Raw genomic sequence first — 17,073 nt, 5'->3', positions numbered from 1 at the left:
CCACGCGCGCCTTCGGCGCCGACGGCGGGCCGTTCTGCGTTACGGCTCAGCGTGCTCTGCGTTACGGCGGCGCGGCGGGGGGTCGCGAGGGCGGGCCCGGTCGGAGTCCCGGTGGCGGTCGCGGTGGTGACCGGAAACCGCCCTGGTCGCCGTGAGCCGTGCGTACGGGCCACATCGCCCGGGGGCCGCCCGGCTGTGCCACGGGGTGAATCCAGGGGCCGGGGCCTTCCCGCGCGACGGCGATCCGGCCCGGGCCGGCCGACTCCGCCCGGCCGGTGACGGAAGCTCAGCCCGCCGCGCTCCACGTCCCCGACGTGTCCGTCCGGGTCCCCGGGCCGTTGCCCCGTCCGGACCCTGTTCTGCCGACCCCGCGCCCTGGCCTGAATACACCCGGTCGCCCGACCTGCCCGGCCCGAGGCGGCGCCTCACTCTCCTGCCCGGCCCGGTCCAGCTCCTCGCGCGCCCTGCACGGCCACCCCGTGCCCGCCCCGCCCGGTCCGGCTTCTGGTCCGGGCCCGGATTCCCGCGCGCCCGGCCCGGGCCCCGCCCGTCCCGCCTCCCGCCCGGCCCTGTGTGGCCGGTTCCGCCCCACCCGTACCGCCGCCGCTCCCTCCGCGCCGCCCGCGTCCGGTCAGCCCGCCGTTGACCGGGGCCACGGGCAACCCGGGTCACACGCAAGGCGCCTACCGTTATGGTGGGGCCCCGTCCCAGACGCTTCAGCGCCCCAGAGGGGCGACCCCCTGGCCGGAGGGCCCGTACCTCGATGTCCGCCACCACAGCCGCGTTCAGCCCCGCGCACCCGCAGGAATTCCCGCGGCATGTCGTCACCGCCGTACTCGTCTCGCACGACGGCGCACGCTGGCTTTCCGACACCCTCGCCGGACTTCTCGGCCAGGAACGCCCCGTACAGAACGTCATCGCCGCCGACACCGGCAGCGCCGACGACTCCGCGCGGCTGCTCACCGAGGCGTTCGGCGCCGACCGGGTGCTGCATCTGGCGCGCCGCACCGGATTCGGCGCGGCCGTCGACGAGGCCGCCCGTACCGCCGGGGTGCTCACCCCCGACGACCTGCCCTATCTGAAGCGGCCCAGCGGCTGGGACCCCGTCACCAGGACCTGGCAGGACGAGGCGTACGACATGCCGGAACTGCCGTACGGCGAACCGGTGCAGTGGCTGTGGCTCCTCCACGACGACAGCGCCCCCGAACCCGGCGCCCTCGGCGAGCTGCTGCGCGTCGCCGACTCCAACGAGCACGCCACGATCGTCGGCCCCAAGCTCCGCGGCTGGTACGACCGCCGCCAGCTTCTCGAAGCGGGCGTCTCCATCGCCAACAGCGGACGCCGCTGGACCGGCCTGGACCGGCGCGAGCAGGACCAGGGCCAGCACGACCAGGTCAGATCCGTTCTCTCCGTCTCGTCCGCGGGCATGCTCATCCGCCGGGACGTCTTCGAGCAGCTCGGCGGCTTCGACCGGCGCCTCCCGCTGATGCGCGACGACGTCGACCTCTGCTGGCGCGCCCACAGCGCGGGCCACCGCGTTCTCATCGCCCCCGACTCGGTCCTGCGCCACGCCGAGGCCGCCGCCCGCGAACGCCGTACGGTCGACTGCTCGGGCCGCTCGGTCGCCAACCCCCACCGCGTCGACAAGGCGGGAGCGGTCTACACCCTCCTCACCAACGCCCGTACCGCCGCCCTCCCGTACGTCCTGCTGCGGATCGTGCTCGGCACCCTGCTGCGCACCCTCGCCTATCTCCTCGGCAAGGCCCCCGGCCAGGCCGTCGACGAGGTCATGGGCCTCTTCGGCACCCTGCTGCGCCCCGAGCGGATCCTCGCCGGACGGCGAGCGCGCAGCTCCGCCCGCCGGGTCGAGGCGAGCGAACTGCGCCCCCTCTTCCCGCCCCCGGGCGCCACTGTCCGGGCGACCGTCGAGCAGATCGCGGGCCACTTCGGCTCGGGCGGCGACCCGGAGACCGGCGGCTCCCGCCACGGCGCCGTCGAATCGGGCCCCGGCGGCGACGACGCCGACTTTCTGGAGATCGACCAGTTCGCACGGCTGAAGAAGATCGCCCGCAAGCCCGCGCCCGTCCTCTTCGCCCTGCTCCTTGTTGTGTCCGTCGTCGCCTGCCGCGATCTCCTCGCGGGCGGCGCGCTCGCGGGCGGAGCGCTGCTGCCCGCTCCCGGCGAGGTCTCCGAGCTGTGGTCGCGCTACGCCGACGCCTGGCACCCCCTGTCCACCGGCGGCACCCAGACCGCCCCGCCCTACCTCGGCATCCTCGCGGCCCTGTCCGCCCTCTTCCTCGGCTCCACCGGCCTCGCCCTCACCGTGCTGCTCGTCTGCTCGGTACCTCTCGCCGGGCTCACCGCGTACTTCGCCTCCCGGCCGCTGGTCACCTCCCGGCTGCTGCGAGCCTGGGCGAGCGTCGCGTACGCCTTCCTGCCCGCCGCCACCGGAGCGCTCGCCACCGGCCGGCTCGGCACCGCCGTCCTCGCGGTCCTGCTGCCCCTGATCGCCCGCGCCGCCGTCTCCGCCCACGGCTTCCACACCGGCGCCCGGGGCAGTTGGCGCGCCACCTGGGCATACGCCCTGCTCCTGACGGTCGCCACGGCGTTCACCCCCGTCGTGTGGCCGCTGGCCGTCGTCCTCGGCATCGGCGTCCTCGTACTGCGCCGCGACGACATCACCGCGTACGCGCTCCGCTTCCTCGCCGCCGTCGGCACCCCGATGCTCGTCCTCGCGCCCTGGTCGCTCACCCTGCTGGGGGACCCGTCCGCGTTCTTCCGCGAGGCCGGACGCGACATCGGCAGCGGCACCGCGTCCGCGACCGACCTGCTCGCCATCGCACCCGGCGGCCCCAAGGCTGCCGGCACCCTGCTGCTCATCGGCATCGTCGTCGCCGCGCTCTCCGCCCTGCTGCGCGAGGACCGGCAGTTCGCGATCCGTACGGCCTGGGCCGCGGCCCTCGCCGGGCTCGTCCTCGCGGTTCTCTCCAACGGCTCCGGCTGGGCCGGGCCCGCCACCCTCGTCTACGGGATCGCTCTGATCGCCGCGGCCGTCCTCGGCGCGGAACTGGGCCGCACCCGCGTCTCCTCCCAGAGCTTCGGCTGGCGCCAGCCGCTCGCCATCCTCGTCGCCGCCGCGGCCGGACTCGCTCCCCTCTACCTCGCCGCCGCCTGGATGATCAGCGGCGCCGACGGTCCGCTGGAGCGCCGCGACCCCGTCCAGGTCCCCGCGTTCGTCGCCGAGGAGAGCGGCACCCGCGACCAGCCCCGCACCCTGGTGCTCGGCGGCACCTCCGCCGCCGAGGTCCCGTACACGCTCGTACGCGGATCGGGCGGGCGGCTCGGGGACGCCGAACTCGCCGAGGCGGGCGGCGGCGACGCCCGCCTCGACAAGGTCGTCGCCCATCTGGTCGCCGGCTCCGGCGCCGACCAGACCAGCGAGCTGAGCGGCTTCGCGATCCGCTACGTCCTGGTGCGCGACGGAGCGCCCCGGGAGATCAGCCGTGTCCTGAACGCGACTCCGGGCCTCACCCGGCTCAGCCAGCTCGACGGCAGCGCCCTGTGGAGCGTCGACCGCCAGGTCGCGCGCACCACCATCGTCAGCGGCACGGACGATCCGCTGCCCGTGGCCTCCGGGGCCGTCGAGGCACAAGCCCGGATCCCGGCGGGCGATCAGGGCCGTGTCCTGCGGATCGCCGACCGCGCCGACCCCGGCTGGCAGGCGACCCTGAACGGCCGCGTGCTGAAGAAGACGACCGTCGACGGCTGGGCCCAGGGCTTTGAACTGCCCGCCGACGGGGGCCGGCTGGACCTGAGGTACGACGAGCCCGTCACCCATAGGGTCTGGATCTGGGCGCAGGCGTTCCTGGTGCTCGTCCTGGTGGTGCTCGCGCTGCCCGGCAGGCGTACGCAGGTCGACGACGACCTTCCGGAGGAGGCCGTCGCCGCCGTGCCCGTCCAGGCCGTGGACGGCGAGGGCCGCAGGGCCCGCAGGCTGCGCGCCCAGGCGGCTCAGGAGGCTCACGAAGCACAGGCGGCGGGGGCCGGCCAGGCCGCCGCGCAGCTCCCGCCGGAGGCCGGGGGACCGGTTCCGGGGGTTCCGGGGGCCGACCCGTACGACCGGGGGACCGGTGAGCAGGACCCGTACGGCGGCTGGGGCACGCACCCCGGCACCGGGGCTCCCGGCGGGCCGGCGGCCGGTGCGGGGATTCCCGCCCAGGGGCAGGGCCAGGACCCGATGCACGCCGTGCCCGGCACGTCCTACGGCCAGGACCAGGTCACGTCCCACGGCCACGACCAGGGCCAGGGCTCGGGCCACGACGTCGACCGGACCCGGGTCCACGGCCGGATTCCCGGCCAGGCCCAGGCCCAGGGGCACGGTCGGACGGAGGGATCCGCGCAGGCCCCGTACCAGGAGCAGTACGCGTACGGGACCGGGCAGTACGCCCAGCAGGAGTACCCGGCGGACCCCTACCGGACCGATCCCTACCAGGGCGCCTACGACCAGGGCCCGGGCCACGGGGATCAGCCGCAGGGTCAGGACCGGATGGGGGGCCCGTACCCCGGGCAGTCCTACCAGTCCGGCGCCTACCGGTCCGAGGCGTATCCCGCCGACCCCTACCCGGCCGACCCCGCCTACGGGAACGACGGCCGGCCGGATCCCGCGTACCCCGACCCCTCCTACCCGGACCCGCCCGGGACGGACCCCGACTACCCGGGCTACCCGGCCGGCCCCCATGCGACGCGAGGCGAGACAGAGTGAAGCGCACGACCATCTCCCTGCTCGCCACCACGGCCGCCCTCGCCGTGATCACCGGCGTCGCCTCGGTCGCCGCGCCCGGCGGCGAGGACTCCCCGACAGCGGCGAAGACGCCCGCCCGGCTTCCGGTCGAGCGCTCCAGCCTGCTCTGTCCCGCTCCCAGTACCTCGGAGATCGCGGAGACGGAGTACACCTCGTTCACTCCCGCGACGGGGAACCGGGCGGGAAGCGACGGCTCCGGTGGGTCGGACGCGTCGGGTGGGTCGGACGCGTCCGGTGGGGCGTCCGGTACGGCGGAGCTCAGGCCGTCCGCCTCGGATCCGGCGGCCGAGCCCAGGAAGGCCCCCACCGACAAGACCGAGAAGACCGACAAGACCGAAAGGGCCGGTGCGGGGAAGCCCGCCGCCGGGAGGGGCACGGCCAGGAAGCCCGAGGCGGAGAAGCCGGTCGTCTCCCTCAAGGAGCCCGGCACACCCGCCACCGCCAAGGCGAGCGGCGGAGACGCCCCCGCGCTCATCGGCACCGCCACCGGCCCGCTCGCACCCGGCTGGACCGCCCAGCAGACCACCACGGTCACCGCGGGCGAGGCCCGCGGACTGCTCGGCACCACCTGCACCGGCCCGGACACCGATTTCTGGTTCCCCGGTGCCTCCACCGCCAAGGAGCGCCAGGACTACGTCCATCTCACCAACCCCGACGACACCCCCGCCGTCGTGGACATCGAGCTGTACGGCAGGACCGGCCCGGTGAAGACCACGCTCACCGACGGCATCCCGGTACCGGCCGGGGCCAGCGTCCCCGTACTGCTGTCGACCCTGACCTCCGAGGCCGTCTGGGACCTCGCCGTCCATGTCTCGACCCGTTCGGGCCGGGTCGGCGCGGTCCTGCGGGCCGCCGAGGACGGAACGGGCAGCGACTGGCTCGCCGCCTCGGCCGCCCCCGCCCCGACGGCCGTGCTGCCGGGCATCCCGGCCGACGCCGTCTCCGTACGCCTGGTCGCCTTCGCCCCCGGTGACGACGACGCCGATCTCAAGGTTCAGCTCGCGACGCCCGGCGGCACGATCGTTCCGGCCGGGTACGAGACCCTGCGGGTCAAGTCGGGGATGACCGCGAGCCTCGATCTGAAGGACCTCACCAAGGGCGAGGCGGGCTCCCTGATCCTCAGCCCCTCCCGGGCCGCCGGGCGGACCCCGGTCGTCGCCGCGCTGCGGGTCGTCCGGGGCAAGGGCGCCAAGCAGGAGGTCGCCTTCATTCCGGCCGCCGCGCCGGTGGGCGAGCGCGCGAGCGTCGCCGACAACCGCGCCGGGGGCTCGACCCTCGCCCTGATCGCGCCCGGCGCCACCGCCCAGGTCAGGGTCACCGCGTCCGCGGGCACCGGGGGCGGCACCCCGGTGGTCAAGAAGTACACCGTCAAGGCGGGTACGACCCTGGCGCTCACCCCGCCCGCGCCCGACGGCCTGAGGGGCTCGTACGCCCTGACCGTCGAGACCGAATCCGGTGGTCCGGTGCACGCGTCCCGCATGCTGTCGCTGCCGAAGGACGGTATCGCGATGTTCACGGTCCAGACGCTCCCCGACGACCGGGGCACGGTCTCGGTCCCGAAGGCGGAGGCGGACCTGTCGGTCCTCGACGACTGAGAGTGGCTGACAGCTGCTGACCGGGACCTACGGCCGTACGGGCCTCGGCGGTCCGGCCTTTACGGCGGTGCGGGCCTCGGCGGTGCAGGTCCGGCGGTCTTGCGGCGGTACGGGTCAGGAGTCGGGCGACCGCAGTACGCGCAGATGCCCCCGCCGGGCGACCTCCATCGGATCGGCGGACCGCCGTCCGTTCTGCGCCTCGGCGGCCGGACGTCCCTGGGGACGGGCGGCTTCCCGTACGGCGTTGGCGAGGGCCTCCAGATCGTCACCGCTGGGCCTGGCCGGGGCCGATCCGTCGGTGAGCCGTACGACATCCCAGCCGCGCGGGGCGGTCAGACGCTCACTGTGCTCGGCGCACAGGTCGTAGCAGTGGGGCTCGGCATAGGTGGCGAGCGGGCCGAGGACCGCAGTCGAATCGGCATAGACGTACGTCAGTGTCGCGACGGCAGGGCGGCCGCACGCGGTGCGCGAACATCGACGTACAGGGCTCACGATGTTGGACGGTACCGCACTCTTGAACGGGCTGCGACGACTCTCCACCAGGTCACTCCACCGTGTCGTGCCGTGATCCACGTGACCCGGGGCTCCCGGAGACCCCTTCTGACCTGCGGGTAAGGAGTGGAGGGAGGGTGGTGACAGCTGGTGAGGCGGTCATGACGTGACGTAAATCAGGTCATTCGCCGAACGCCCGGCGATCACCGCCGGGCATGCAACCGACCGTAAGAACCGCCGGATCGGTCAACTGCCGACACGCCCGCGGCGCCGCCCCCCGCTACAGCCCCCGGACGGCCCGCGGCACCGCCATTGGTGTCGCGCCGCTGGGCCGTCCGGTGGGTCCCGGCGGCCTGTGCGCCGCCATCTCGCGGCCCCGGGCGTCCGCCTCCGGGCCGTGCCCTCGTCCGTCTCGGGGCGTGCCCGTCCGGCACGGTTGTGATCCTGGTCGTCCGGGCTGTCCGAACCCTCCCGTTCCGCCTTCTGTCCGGCTTGCCTCCCAGCCGCCGTCCGCGCCCCCGCCGGCCGGCCCGCCGGACCGCCGTCGGGGCCTTCGCGCCGACGGGTGCCTCCCCGGCCGGCCCCGCCGTGCGCTGACCCGGTCCGGCGGGCCCCGGAGAGCTACCCTGCGTGAGTGATGGACAGTTCCGTACCGCCCCGCCCGAGCGAGCCGGGCAGACCTCGTCCGCCCGAGCCGCGGCCGCGCCGCCGCGATCGTCACGGACGCGGGATGCGGGGGCCCGTCGCCCCGCCCCAGGTACCCCTCTCCGCCAGCCGTGCGGAGACCTTCCGCGATCTCGTCCAGGACTCGGTGGAACGGCTGGAGCGGCGCTGGACCCAGCTCGCCGAGGTGGACTTTCTCGTACTGGACGTGCCGACCGCCCCCGAGGAGACCGTGCCGCTCGGCACCTCGCTTCCCGCGCAGAAGGGCCTCCGCGCCCGGATCGTCGTCTACCGGCGGCCCGTCGAGATCCGTACGAAGAACCGTGAGGAGCGCGCGCTTCTCGTCCACGAGGTGGTCGTGGAGCAGGTGGCCGAGTTGCTCGGGCTGGCACCCGAGTCGGTTGACCCGCGGTACGGCCAGGACTGAAGTGTTCGGATAGTTTGGGCTGACTCGCACGAGTAGACCGCAGGGACTCCAGGAAGGCCGGCCAGTGGCTGCTGATCTGTCGCAGATCGTGAAGGCGTACGACGTTCGCGGGGTGGTGCCGGATCAGTGGGACGAGTCCATCGCCGAGTTGTTCGGCGCGGCGTTCGTCCAGGTGACGGCGGCCGACGCGATCGTCGTCGGCCACGACATGCGTCCGTCGTCTCCGGGGCTGTCCGGCGCGTTCGCCCGCGGGGCGGCGGCGCGCGGCGCGGACGTCACCCTGATCGGGCTCTGCTCCACCGACCAGCTCTACTTCGCGTCCGGCCATTTGGGGCTGCCCGGCGCGATGTTCACCGCCTCGCACAACCCCGCCCAGTACAACGGCATCAAGATGTGCCGCGCGGGCGCTGCTCCCGTCGGCCAGGACACGGGCCTCGCGGACATCCGCGCGCTCGCCGAGACCTGGTCCGAGGAGGGGGCGCCCGAGCCGGTCGCCGAGCCCGGGAAGGTGACCGAGCACGACACCCTCGCCGAGTACGCGGCCCATCTGCTCTCCCTGGTGGACCTGTCGGCCATGCGCCCGCTCAAGGTGGTCGTGGACGCGGGCAACGGCATGGGCGGCCATACGGTCCCCACGGTCTTCGAGCCGCTTCCCGTCACCCTCGTCCCGATGTACTTCGAGCTCGACGGCACCTTCCCCAACCACGAGGCCAACCCCCTGGACCCGGCGAACATCGTCGACCTCCAGGCGCGCGTCCGCGCCGAGGGCGCCGACATCGGCATCGCCTTCGACGGCGACGCCGACCGCTGCTTCGTCGTCGACGAGCGCGGAGAGGGCGTCTCGCCGTCCGCGATCACCGCGCTGGTCGCCGCCCGCGAGCTGGCCAAGCACCCCGGCGGCACGGTGATCCACAACCTGATCACCTCGTGGTCGGTCCCCGAGGTCGTCCGCGAGAACGGCGGCACCCCCGTACGTACGCGCGTGGGCCACTCCTTCATCAAGCAGGAGATGGCCCGCTCCGGCGCGATCTTCGGCGGTGAGCACTCCGCCCACTACTACTTCCGCGACTTCTGGAACGCGGACACCGGCATGCTCGCCGCCCTCCACGTCCTCGCGGCGCTCGGCACCCAGGACGGGCCGCTGTCCGAGCTGGTCGCCCAGTACGACCGCTACGCGGGCTCCGGCGAGATCAACTCCACGGTCTCCGACCAGGCCGCTTCCACCGCCGCCGTCCGCTCCGCGTTCGAGTCCCGACCCGACGTCGCGATCGACACCCTCGACGGCCTCACCGTCTCCACCCCCGACTGGTGGTTCAACCTCCGCCCGTCCAACACGGAGCCCCTCCTCCGCCTCAACGTCGAGGCCCGCGACCCCGCCACCCTCGCCAAGACCCGCGACGAGGTCCTCTCCTTGATCCACACCTCCTGATCCCTCCGGCGCACTGCCCCTGGCCCAGGGGCAGTGCGCCGGCCCGGGCCCGTCCGGCTGCGGGCACGGTTGCCTTGGTACGGCTGTCCGGACCGGCGGTACGGCTGCCCGGATCGGCGATTCGAGGCTCCGGGCAAGGATCCGGGTGGGCGGGTGAACCGTTCAGGCGCCGGTCCGCCGTTGCGGGCCGGGGGAGGAGAGACACTCAGGGGCAGGGGCTTGGAATGTCGACGATGGTTGCGGCGACTGCGACTGCGACTGAGACGCCTCTGGAGGCCAAGCTGTTCATGGCCTTCGTCGGGGCGCTGTTTCTCACTGCCGGTGTGGCGCTCTCCGGGCAGAGCCGGAGGATCTCGAAGTCGCTGGAAGACCTGGTGGCCAGTACGGGGAGGTCGCCGAGTCCTGGTTTTCCCGAAGAGAGCGCGGTCAAGTCCTTCGGCCACCTTGCCCTTGTGGTCGGTTCCCTGCTGGTCGCGGGGGCGGTTCTGATGATCGTGTAGAGCGGTTCCGGGCCCGGTGGCGTTCATGACCGTGAGCCCACAGCCCTGAACCTCGGGCGGCCGCGCGCCGGTGACCGTATGGCCGGGAGCCCCCTCGCTCCGGGCCCGGTCCGACCGGAGCGGTAAGGGGCCCGTCGGCTGCGGGCCTTCTGCGGGTGGGGTGCCCTGGAGGCACCCCGGTGCGTACCGCTGCCGTTCCTTTACACGGCGCGGACCGCTGCCGTTCGCTCCGGCCTGCCAGGACCATGAGCGTGCGGGGCCGGCACCTCGGGGACCAGCCCGCACGCCGCCGCCGAGAGCCGACGCGGCCCGCTGTCCCGAGGCCGTGTTCCGGAGCGGTGCAGGCAGGCCTGCGCACCGGCCCGGCCCCGGGCGCCCCTGCCACGACCCCGCCGACACGCTGCTCCCACCTGGGGCAGCCCCCATCACGCTCCTCAGGACGGTGGCCGGGAACAGCCCCCGCGCTCCGTGCGACCTCCCACCCCCGGGCAACCGGCACCCGCCCTCGTACCGGAACCCTCGTCCCCGTACCAGGCATCCCGCTCCTGTACGCGGACCCCCGCATTCGCCCCCCACCCGGCAGAACACGCGACGCGCCTCCCCCCAGCGGTACCCTGACGTGGCCCGATCCGCCCGCCCGCGGCCGCGTCCGCCGATGTCCGGCAGCGCCGCCGCACGGCGGCCGGACAGGCCCGTCACCGTCACAACAGCACGTCACAGCAACGGCCGTCACACGACCATCGCCGCAGCCGCCCGAAGGGACCCCGCACCATGCCGCTCGAAGCCGGTCTTCTCGACATCCTCGCCTGCCCCGCCTGCCACGCCCCCCTGAGCGACAGCAGCGCCGCGGACACCCCCGAGCTGATCTGCACCGGTACGGACTGCGGCCTCGCCTACCCCGTACGGGACGACATCCCCGTACTCCTCGTCGGCGAAGCCCGGCGTCCGGCCTGAACCCCGCGGCCGGCGCCCCGGCCCTAAGGTAGGGCGCCAAGCCGCGACCACCGCGACCCGACCCCGACCACCGCGACCGAACGGCGATCCCCCGGCAACCCCGGCGATCGGAGGCCCCACCCCATGCTCGACGAGTCACTCCTCGACGACCCGGAAGCCCTCGCCCGTGCCGACCGGAGGGGACTGCTCCGGGGTGCGGCGGAAGCGGGCGCCAGAGTACGGACCGCCGCGCGCCACGCCGCCGAGGCCGGAATCGCCGCGCTGAATCCCGAGGGCCGCCCCCGCGCCGTCCTCATCGCGGGCTCGGGCACCGCCGCCACCGGGGTCGCCGACCTGATCGGCGCGCTGGCGGGGGCCGGCGCCCCCGTCACCCGTCTGCATCCCACCGGCGTCGCCCCCGCCGCCGGCGCCCTCCGCTGGGCGCTCCCCGGCTGGGCGGGCTCCCTCGACCTCCTGCTCGTCGTGACCACCGACGGCAGCGAGCCCGGCCTCGCGCTCCTCGCCGAGCAGGCGTACCGCCGCGGCTGCACCGTTGTCTCCGTCGCCCCGCAGCGCTCTCCGCTCGCCGAGGCTGTGGACGGCACGCACGGCCTGGTCGTCCCGATGGCCACCGCCCCGCACGAACTCGACGAGGAGACCCTCGCGGCGGGCCCGGGCTCACTGTGGGCCCTGTTCACTCCGCTCCTCGCGCTCCTCGACCGCGTCGGCCTGCTCGAAGCACCCCCGGAGACCCTCGCCAGGGTCGCCGACCGCCTCGACCGCGCCGCCGAACGCTGCGGCCCGGCCATCGCCACGTACAGCAACCCGGCCAAGACCCTGGCCGCCGAACTTGCCGACACCCTCCCCCTGATCTGGACCGAGGGCCCGGGCGCGGCCCCGGCGGGCCGCCGTTTCGCCGCCGTCCTGGCCGAACTGGCCGGGCGCCCCGCGCTGGCGGCCGAACTCCCCGAGGCCCTTCCCGCCCACGGCGTCCTGCTCGTGGGCGGCCTCGCCGCGGGCGCCGACCCGGACGACTTCTTCCGCGACCGGGTGGCGGAGGCACAGGCCCTGCGCGCCCGCGTGGTCCTGCTCCGCGACCGCCCCACCGGCGGACTGACCGCCGCGCCCGCGGCCCGCGAACTCGCGCTCAGCCATGACACCGCGATCAGCGAACTCGAACCGGAGGACGGCACCGACCTGGAGTCGATCGCCGAACTGCTCGCCGTCACCGACTTCGCCGCCGTGTACCTCGCGCTCGCGACCCCGGACACACCCACCTGACGCCGTCGGCCCGACCGCACGCCGCACCACGTACAACGCACCACGTACAACGCACCACGCAGGAAGAAGATCATGGACCGCCTCTCCAACACCGTGCGCCCGTACGCCTGGGGATCCACGACCGCCATCCCCGGGCTGCTCGGCACCGAGCCCACCGGCGAGCCCCAGGCCGAGATGTGGATGGGCGCACACCCCGGAGCTCCTTCCCGTCTCGACCGGGGCCCGCTCGACGATGTGATCGCCGTCGACCCGGTACGCGAACTCGGCGGCCGGGTCGCCGGACGGTTCGGCCCCCGCCTCCCGTTCCTGCTCAAGATCCTCGCCGCCGGAGCCCCGCTCTCCCTCCAGGTCCACCCCGATCTCGCCCAGGCCCGGGAGGGGTACGCCGCCGAGGAACGCGCCCGCATCCCGGTCGACGCCCCGCACCGCAACTACCGGGACGGCAACCACAAGCCCGAACTGATCTGTGCGCTCACCCCCTTCGAGGGCCTGTGCGGATTCCGTCCGCCTCTCGCGTCCGCGGAACTCCTCGCCGGGCTCGACGTCGACTCCCTCAAGCCGTACGTCGATCTGCTGGGCGCCCACCCGGAGGACGCCGCGCTCCGCGAGGTCCTCACGGCGGTGCTGACCGCGGGCCGGGAGGAGATGGCGGAGACCGTCGCCGAGGCCGCCGCCGCCGCGAGCCGGCTCGGCGGCCCCTACGCCCCGTACGCGGACATCGCCCGCCACTACCCCGGCGACCCCGGTGTCATCGCCGCGATGCTGCTCCATCACATCCGGCTCCAGCCCGGCGAGGCCCTGTTCCTCGGCGCCGGGGTCCCGCACGCGTATCTCGGCGGAATGGGCGTCGAGATCATGGCCAACTCCGACAACGTCCTGCGCTGCGGACTCACCCCCAAGCACATGGACGTCCCCGAACTGCTGCGCGTCGTCCGCTTCGAACCGGCCGAACCCGCCGTGCTGCGTCCCGAGGCGTCACCGGCGGGCGAAGAGGTGTACGACACCCCGGCCGACGAGTTCCGCCTCTCCCGCCTTCTCGTCGCGCGCGACGCGGCACCGCACGATCTGACCGTGCCCGCCCCGCAGATCCTGCTCTGCACGGAGGGCCGGATCACCCTGTCCGGTACGGAGACGGAGACGGAGACGGAGACGGAGACGGGCACGGGTTCGGGTTCGGGTTCGGGTTCGGCCACCGCGCCCGCGGGCGAACTGATTCTCGGCCCCGGAGAGTCCGTCTTCGTCCCAGCCGGTGAGAAAGTGGAGATTTCCGGCACCGGCGGCCTCGCCGGAACTCTCTTCAGGGCAACCGTCCCCGACTGACGTGAACCTGCCCGCCCGTACTGCAACAATGGCGCCCCGCACCGCACGGCCGGGCGAGCCACGCTCCGCCCCGGCCGGTACCGAGCAGCACAGCCGGCGTCGGCTGGACGCGAGACATCGCGGCAGGGGGGCAGCAGCTCGCGGACGCGGTACTCGGCCGTCAGGCGGCCTCGCCCTACGGCGCCGACGCGGTACGCACCACCGCCGTACGCGGACACGGCGGCAACGGCACCATCGCCACGAAGGGACACCCGGAACCCATGAGCGCGTCAGGCGGAACCAAGGCGATCGTGGCGGCACTCGCCGCCAACCTCGCCATCGCGGTGGCTAAGTTCGTCGCGTTCCTGTTCAGCGGGTCGTCGTCGATGCTCGCCGAGAGCGTCCACTCCCTAGCGGACTCCGGCAACCAGGGCCTTCTGCTCGTCGGCGGCAAACGCGCCACCCGCGAGGCGACGCCTCAGCACCCCTTCGGATACGGCCGCGAGCGCTATGTCTACGCGTTCCTCGTCTCCATCGTCCTCTTCTCGGTCGGCGGCATGTTCGCGATCTACGAGGGCTACGAGAAGATCAAGCACCCGCACGCCATCGAGGCCTGGTACTGGCCTGTCGGCGTCCTCGTCTTCGCGATCATCGCGGAGACCTTCTCCTTCCGTACGGCCATCAAGGAGTCCAACGCCGTGCGCGGCGGGAAGTCCTGGAAGGAGTTCGTCCGCCACGCCAAGGCCCCCGAACTCCCCGTCGTCCTCCTCGAAGACCTCGGCGCCCTGGTCGGTCTCGTGCTCGCCCTCGCCGGTGTCAGCCTGGCCCTGGCCACGGGCGACGGCGTCTGGGACGGCATCGGCACGCTCTGCATCGGTGTCCTGCTCATCCTGATCGCGATCGTCCTGGCCGCCGAGACGAAGTCCCTGCTGCTGGGGGAGTCCGCGGGAGTGGAAGAGGTACGCAAGATCGAGGCCGCCGTCGTCGACGGCGAGCGGGTCACCCGCCTCATCCACATGCGTACGCTCCACCTCGGCCCCGAGGAACTGCTCGTCGCCGCCAAGGTCGCCGTACGGCACGACAACACCGCCACCGAGATCGCCGACGCGATCAACGCGGCCGAGGACCGCATCCGTACGGCCGTCCCCATCGCGCGCGTGATCTACCTGGAGCCGGACATCTACAGCGAAGAGGCCGCGGCGGCGGGCGTAAACCCGGCGAAGTCCCCGGGCGGCCCGTCCCCGGACGTCCCCCACTGACCCTTCTGACGGAGACCGGCCCCTCGCCCGACCGGCCGCCGGCGGCCTCACGGGCGCGGGAGCCTGGTTCCCGCACCCTCTCTCCACCCTTTCCCAGATCACCGCGTCATCACTTCGCCGCCACCTCCCCTGTGCTCACGGCACCACCACAACCAGTTCTCCGTGCCCATCCCCTCCTCTCCTCTCCGGCTCCTCGTCCGGCCCCATCGGCACTCCGCTGCTCCGGTACGCCCCGGCCCGGGGACCAGGCCCCGCGGCCCCCGGCTCCCCGGCGAAGCACCCGAAGGCTGCCGGAGCCCGGGGGGCGGGTTGGACCACCGGCCGTACGGCTCAGCACGTCTCCCGGGCACGGGCCCGGAGGCCGCCCGCACCGTGCCGACTTCTCCACCGCCCGCCCCGCACCGTCCCACTGCCGGGCGGTCGGCGCCCGGCGCCCGGCGCCCGGTGGTGGGACGGTGCGGGCGCCGGGTGGGCGGCGCGGAACCCCGCCGCCGGGACCCTTCGACCCCGAAACAGCTCGGGTCCACCCCCTTATCGGCCCCGTATGTCCGGATCCCGCCCCCTGCGGGCTGGGGCGCGCGGGGGCGATCGGTGTAGATTCGTGACCAGAGTCAGACGTCGCTGCTGATGGCGGTCGGGCGGTCCCTCGGGGACCGGCCGAGGGAGAGAGGGCCTCCGACGGACTGCACTGCGTGTGGCCCGGGCATTCGTGCGCCCGCCGCCGCAGAGCGAGCCCTACCCACCCTCGACCGACACCACGAGGAGCAGCCCGTAATGACGACTGTCGCCACCGGCCAGGACTTCAAGGTCGCCGACCTCTCCCTCGCCGCCTTCGGCCGCAAGGAGATCACCCTCGCCGAGCACGAGATGCCCGGCCTGATGTCGATCCGCAAGGAGTACGCGGAGCAGCAGCCCCTCGCGGGCGCCCGTGTCACCGGTTCACTCCACATGACCGTGCAGACCGCCGTCCTGATCGAGACCCTGGTCGCCCTCGGCGCCGAGGTCCGCTGGGCGTCCTGCAACATCTTCTCCACCCAGGACCACGCCGCCGCGGCTATCGCCGTCGGCCCGAACGGCACTCCGGACGATCCCCGGGGCGTCCCCGTCTTCGCCTGGAAGGGCGAGACCCTGGAGGAGTACTGGTGGTGCACGGAGCAGGCCCTCACCTGGCCCGACACGCCCACCGGCGGTCCGAACATGATCCTCGACGACGGCGGTGACGCGACGCTCCTGGTCCACAAGGGCGTCGAGTTCGAGAAGGCGGGCGAAGCCCCCGACCCCTCGACGGCGGACAGCGAGGAGTACGGCCACATCCTCACCCTGCTGAACCGCACCCTCACCGAGAACCCGCAGAAGTGGACCCGGCTGGCGTCCGAGATCCGCGGCGTCACCGAAGAGACCACGACCGGCGTCCACCGCCTGTACGAGATGCACCGCGACGGCACCCTCCTTTTCCCGGCGATCAACGTCAACGACGCCGTCACCAAGTCGAAGTTCGACAACAAGTACGGCTGCCGCCACTCGCTGGTGGACGGCATCAACCGTGCCACCGACGTTCTGATCGGCGGCAAGGTCGCCGTGATCTGCGGCTACGGGGATGTGGGCAAGGGCTGCGCGGAATCCCTGCGCGGTCAGGGTGCCCGCGTGATCATCACCGAGATCGACCCGATCTGCGCCCTCCAGGCGGCGATGGACGGCTACCAGGTCACCACCCTCGACGAGGTCATCGACAAGGCCGACCTGTTCATCACCACCACGGGCAACAAGGACATCATCATGGCCGCGGACATGGCCAAGATGAAGCACCAGGCGATCGTGGGCAACATCGGCCACTTCGACAACGAGATCGACATGGCCGGCCTGGCCAAGATCCCGGGCATCGTGAAGGACGAGGTCAAGCCCCAGGTCCACACCTGGACCTTCCCGGACGGCAAGGTCATCATCGTGCTGTCCGAGGGCCGCCTGCTGAACCTGGGCAACGCCACCGGACATCCCTCCTTCGTGATGTCCAACAGCTTCGCCGACCAGACGCTCGCGCAGATCGAGCTGTTCACCAAGCCGCAGGAGTACCCGACCGACGTCTATGTGCTGCCGAAGCACCTCGATGAGAAGGTCGCCCGGCTCCACCTGGACTCGCTCGGCGTGAAGCTGACCACGCTCCGCCCCGAGCAGGCCGCGTACATCGGCGTCGAGGTCGAGGGTCCCTACAAGGCGGACCACTACCGCTACTGACCCCCACACCACCCGCCCGGCCGATTGACCCACCGGCTACCGCCCAGCACGCTCAGGCCGGTAGCCGGTAGCCGGTAGCCGGTAGCCGGTAGCCGGTAGCCGGTAGCCGGTAGCCGGTAGCCGGTAGCCGGTAGCCGGTAGCCGGTAGCCGGTAGCCGGTAG

General features: G+C 73.4%; 11 protein-coding genes. 10 read left to right on the top strand and 1 reads right to left on the bottom strand.

Features of this window, described 5'->3' with window-relative positions; genetic code table 11:
* Positions 1-763 precede the first annotated feature (763 nt).
* A complete protein-coding gene (locus ACIBCM_RS29580) occupies positions 764-4,762 on the top strand; it encodes a glycosyltransferase (protein WP_399248486.1) in 3,999 nt (1,332 codons plus the stop codon).
* Positions 4,759-6,396, top strand: a complete 1,638-nt coding sequence (locus ACIBCM_RS29575; RefSeq protein WP_399248484.1) for a DUF5719 family protein — start codon at positions 4,759-4,761, stop codon at positions 6,394-6,396. The genes ACIBCM_RS29580 and ACIBCM_RS29575 overlap by 4 nt, the downstream gene beginning before the upstream one ends.
* Before the next feature lie 114 nt (positions 6,397-6,510).
* On the opposite strand, the gene ACIBCM_RS29570 is transcribed toward ACIBCM_RS29575, so the two are convergent.
* The gene (locus tag ACIBCM_RS29570) at positions 6,511-6,936 is read right to left on the bottom strand and encodes a DUF3499 domain-containing protein (RefSeq protein WP_389264807.1); all 426 of its coding nucleotides are present in this window, start codon (positions 6,934-6,936) and stop codon (positions 6,511-6,513) included.
* 589 nt (positions 6,937-7,525) lie between these two features.
* On the opposite strand from ACIBCM_RS29570, the gene ACIBCM_RS29565 reads away from it, so the two are divergent.
* The 8 genes from ACIBCM_RS29565 (at position 7,526) to ahcY (ending at position 16,911) form a co-directional block, all read left to right on the top strand.
* Positions 7,526-7,978: a metallopeptidase family protein gene (locus ACIBCM_RS29565; protein WP_399248635.1), complete on the top strand. Its 453-nt coding sequence runs from the start codon at positions 7,526-7,528 to the stop codon at positions 7,976-7,978.
* A 64-nt stretch (positions 7,979-8,042) separates the two neighbouring features.
* Positions 8,043-9,407 (top strand): phosphomannomutase/phosphoglucomutase, encoded by a 1,365-nt coding sequence (locus ACIBCM_RS29560; RefSeq protein WP_399248482.1) that lies wholly within the window; start codon positions 8,043-8,045, stop codon positions 9,405-9,407.
* 224 nt (positions 9,408-9,631) lie between these two features.
* Positions 9,632-9,907, top strand: coding sequence for a hypothetical protein (locus tag ACIBCM_RS29555; protein WP_399248480.1), 276 nt, complete (start codon positions 9,632-9,634; stop codon positions 9,905-9,907).
* Between the two features lie 771 nt (positions 9,908-10,678).
* Positions 10,679-10,861 carry a Trm112 family protein gene (locus tag ACIBCM_RS29550; RefSeq protein WP_399248479.1) on the top strand — a complete coding sequence of 61 codons (183 nt, stop codon included), beginning with the start codon at positions 10,679-10,681 and terminating at the stop codon, positions 10,859-10,861.
* Positions 10,862-10,984: 123 nt separating this feature from the next.
* Positions 10,985-12,121 carry an SIS domain-containing protein gene (locus ACIBCM_RS29545; protein WP_399248477.1) on the top strand — a complete coding sequence of 379 codons (1,137 nt, stop codon included), beginning with the start codon at positions 10,985-10,987 and terminating at the stop codon, positions 12,119-12,121.
* 72 nt (positions 12,122-12,193) lie between these two features.
* A complete protein-coding gene (gene manA, locus ACIBCM_RS29540) occupies positions 12,194-13,441 on the top strand; it encodes a mannose-6-phosphate isomerase, class I (protein WP_399248475.1) in 1,248 nt (415 codons plus the stop codon).
* A 260-nt stretch (positions 13,442-13,701) separates the two neighbouring features.
* The gene (locus tag ACIBCM_RS29535) at positions 13,702-14,679 is read left to right on the top strand and encodes a cation diffusion facilitator family transporter (RefSeq protein WP_399248473.1); all 978 of its coding nucleotides are present in this window, start codon (positions 13,702-13,704) and stop codon (positions 14,677-14,679) included.
* A gap of 774 nt (positions 14,680-15,453) precedes the next feature.
* On the top strand, positions 15,454-16,911 hold the full coding sequence (ahcY, locus tag ACIBCM_RS29530; RefSeq protein ID WP_399248471.1) for an adenosylhomocysteinase: 1,458 nt from the start codon (positions 15,454-15,456) through the stop codon (positions 16,909-16,911).
* Positions 16,912-17,073: the final 162 nt, after the last annotated feature.

The organism is Streptomyces sp. NPDC051018 (genome assembly GCF_044456085.1).
GTDB lineage: Bacteria > Actinomycetota > Actinomycetes > Streptomycetales > Streptomycetaceae > Streptomyces.
The sequence above is the reverse complement of the archived record's forward strand: the minus strand, read 5'-3'. Positions and strand labels throughout refer to the sequence as shown.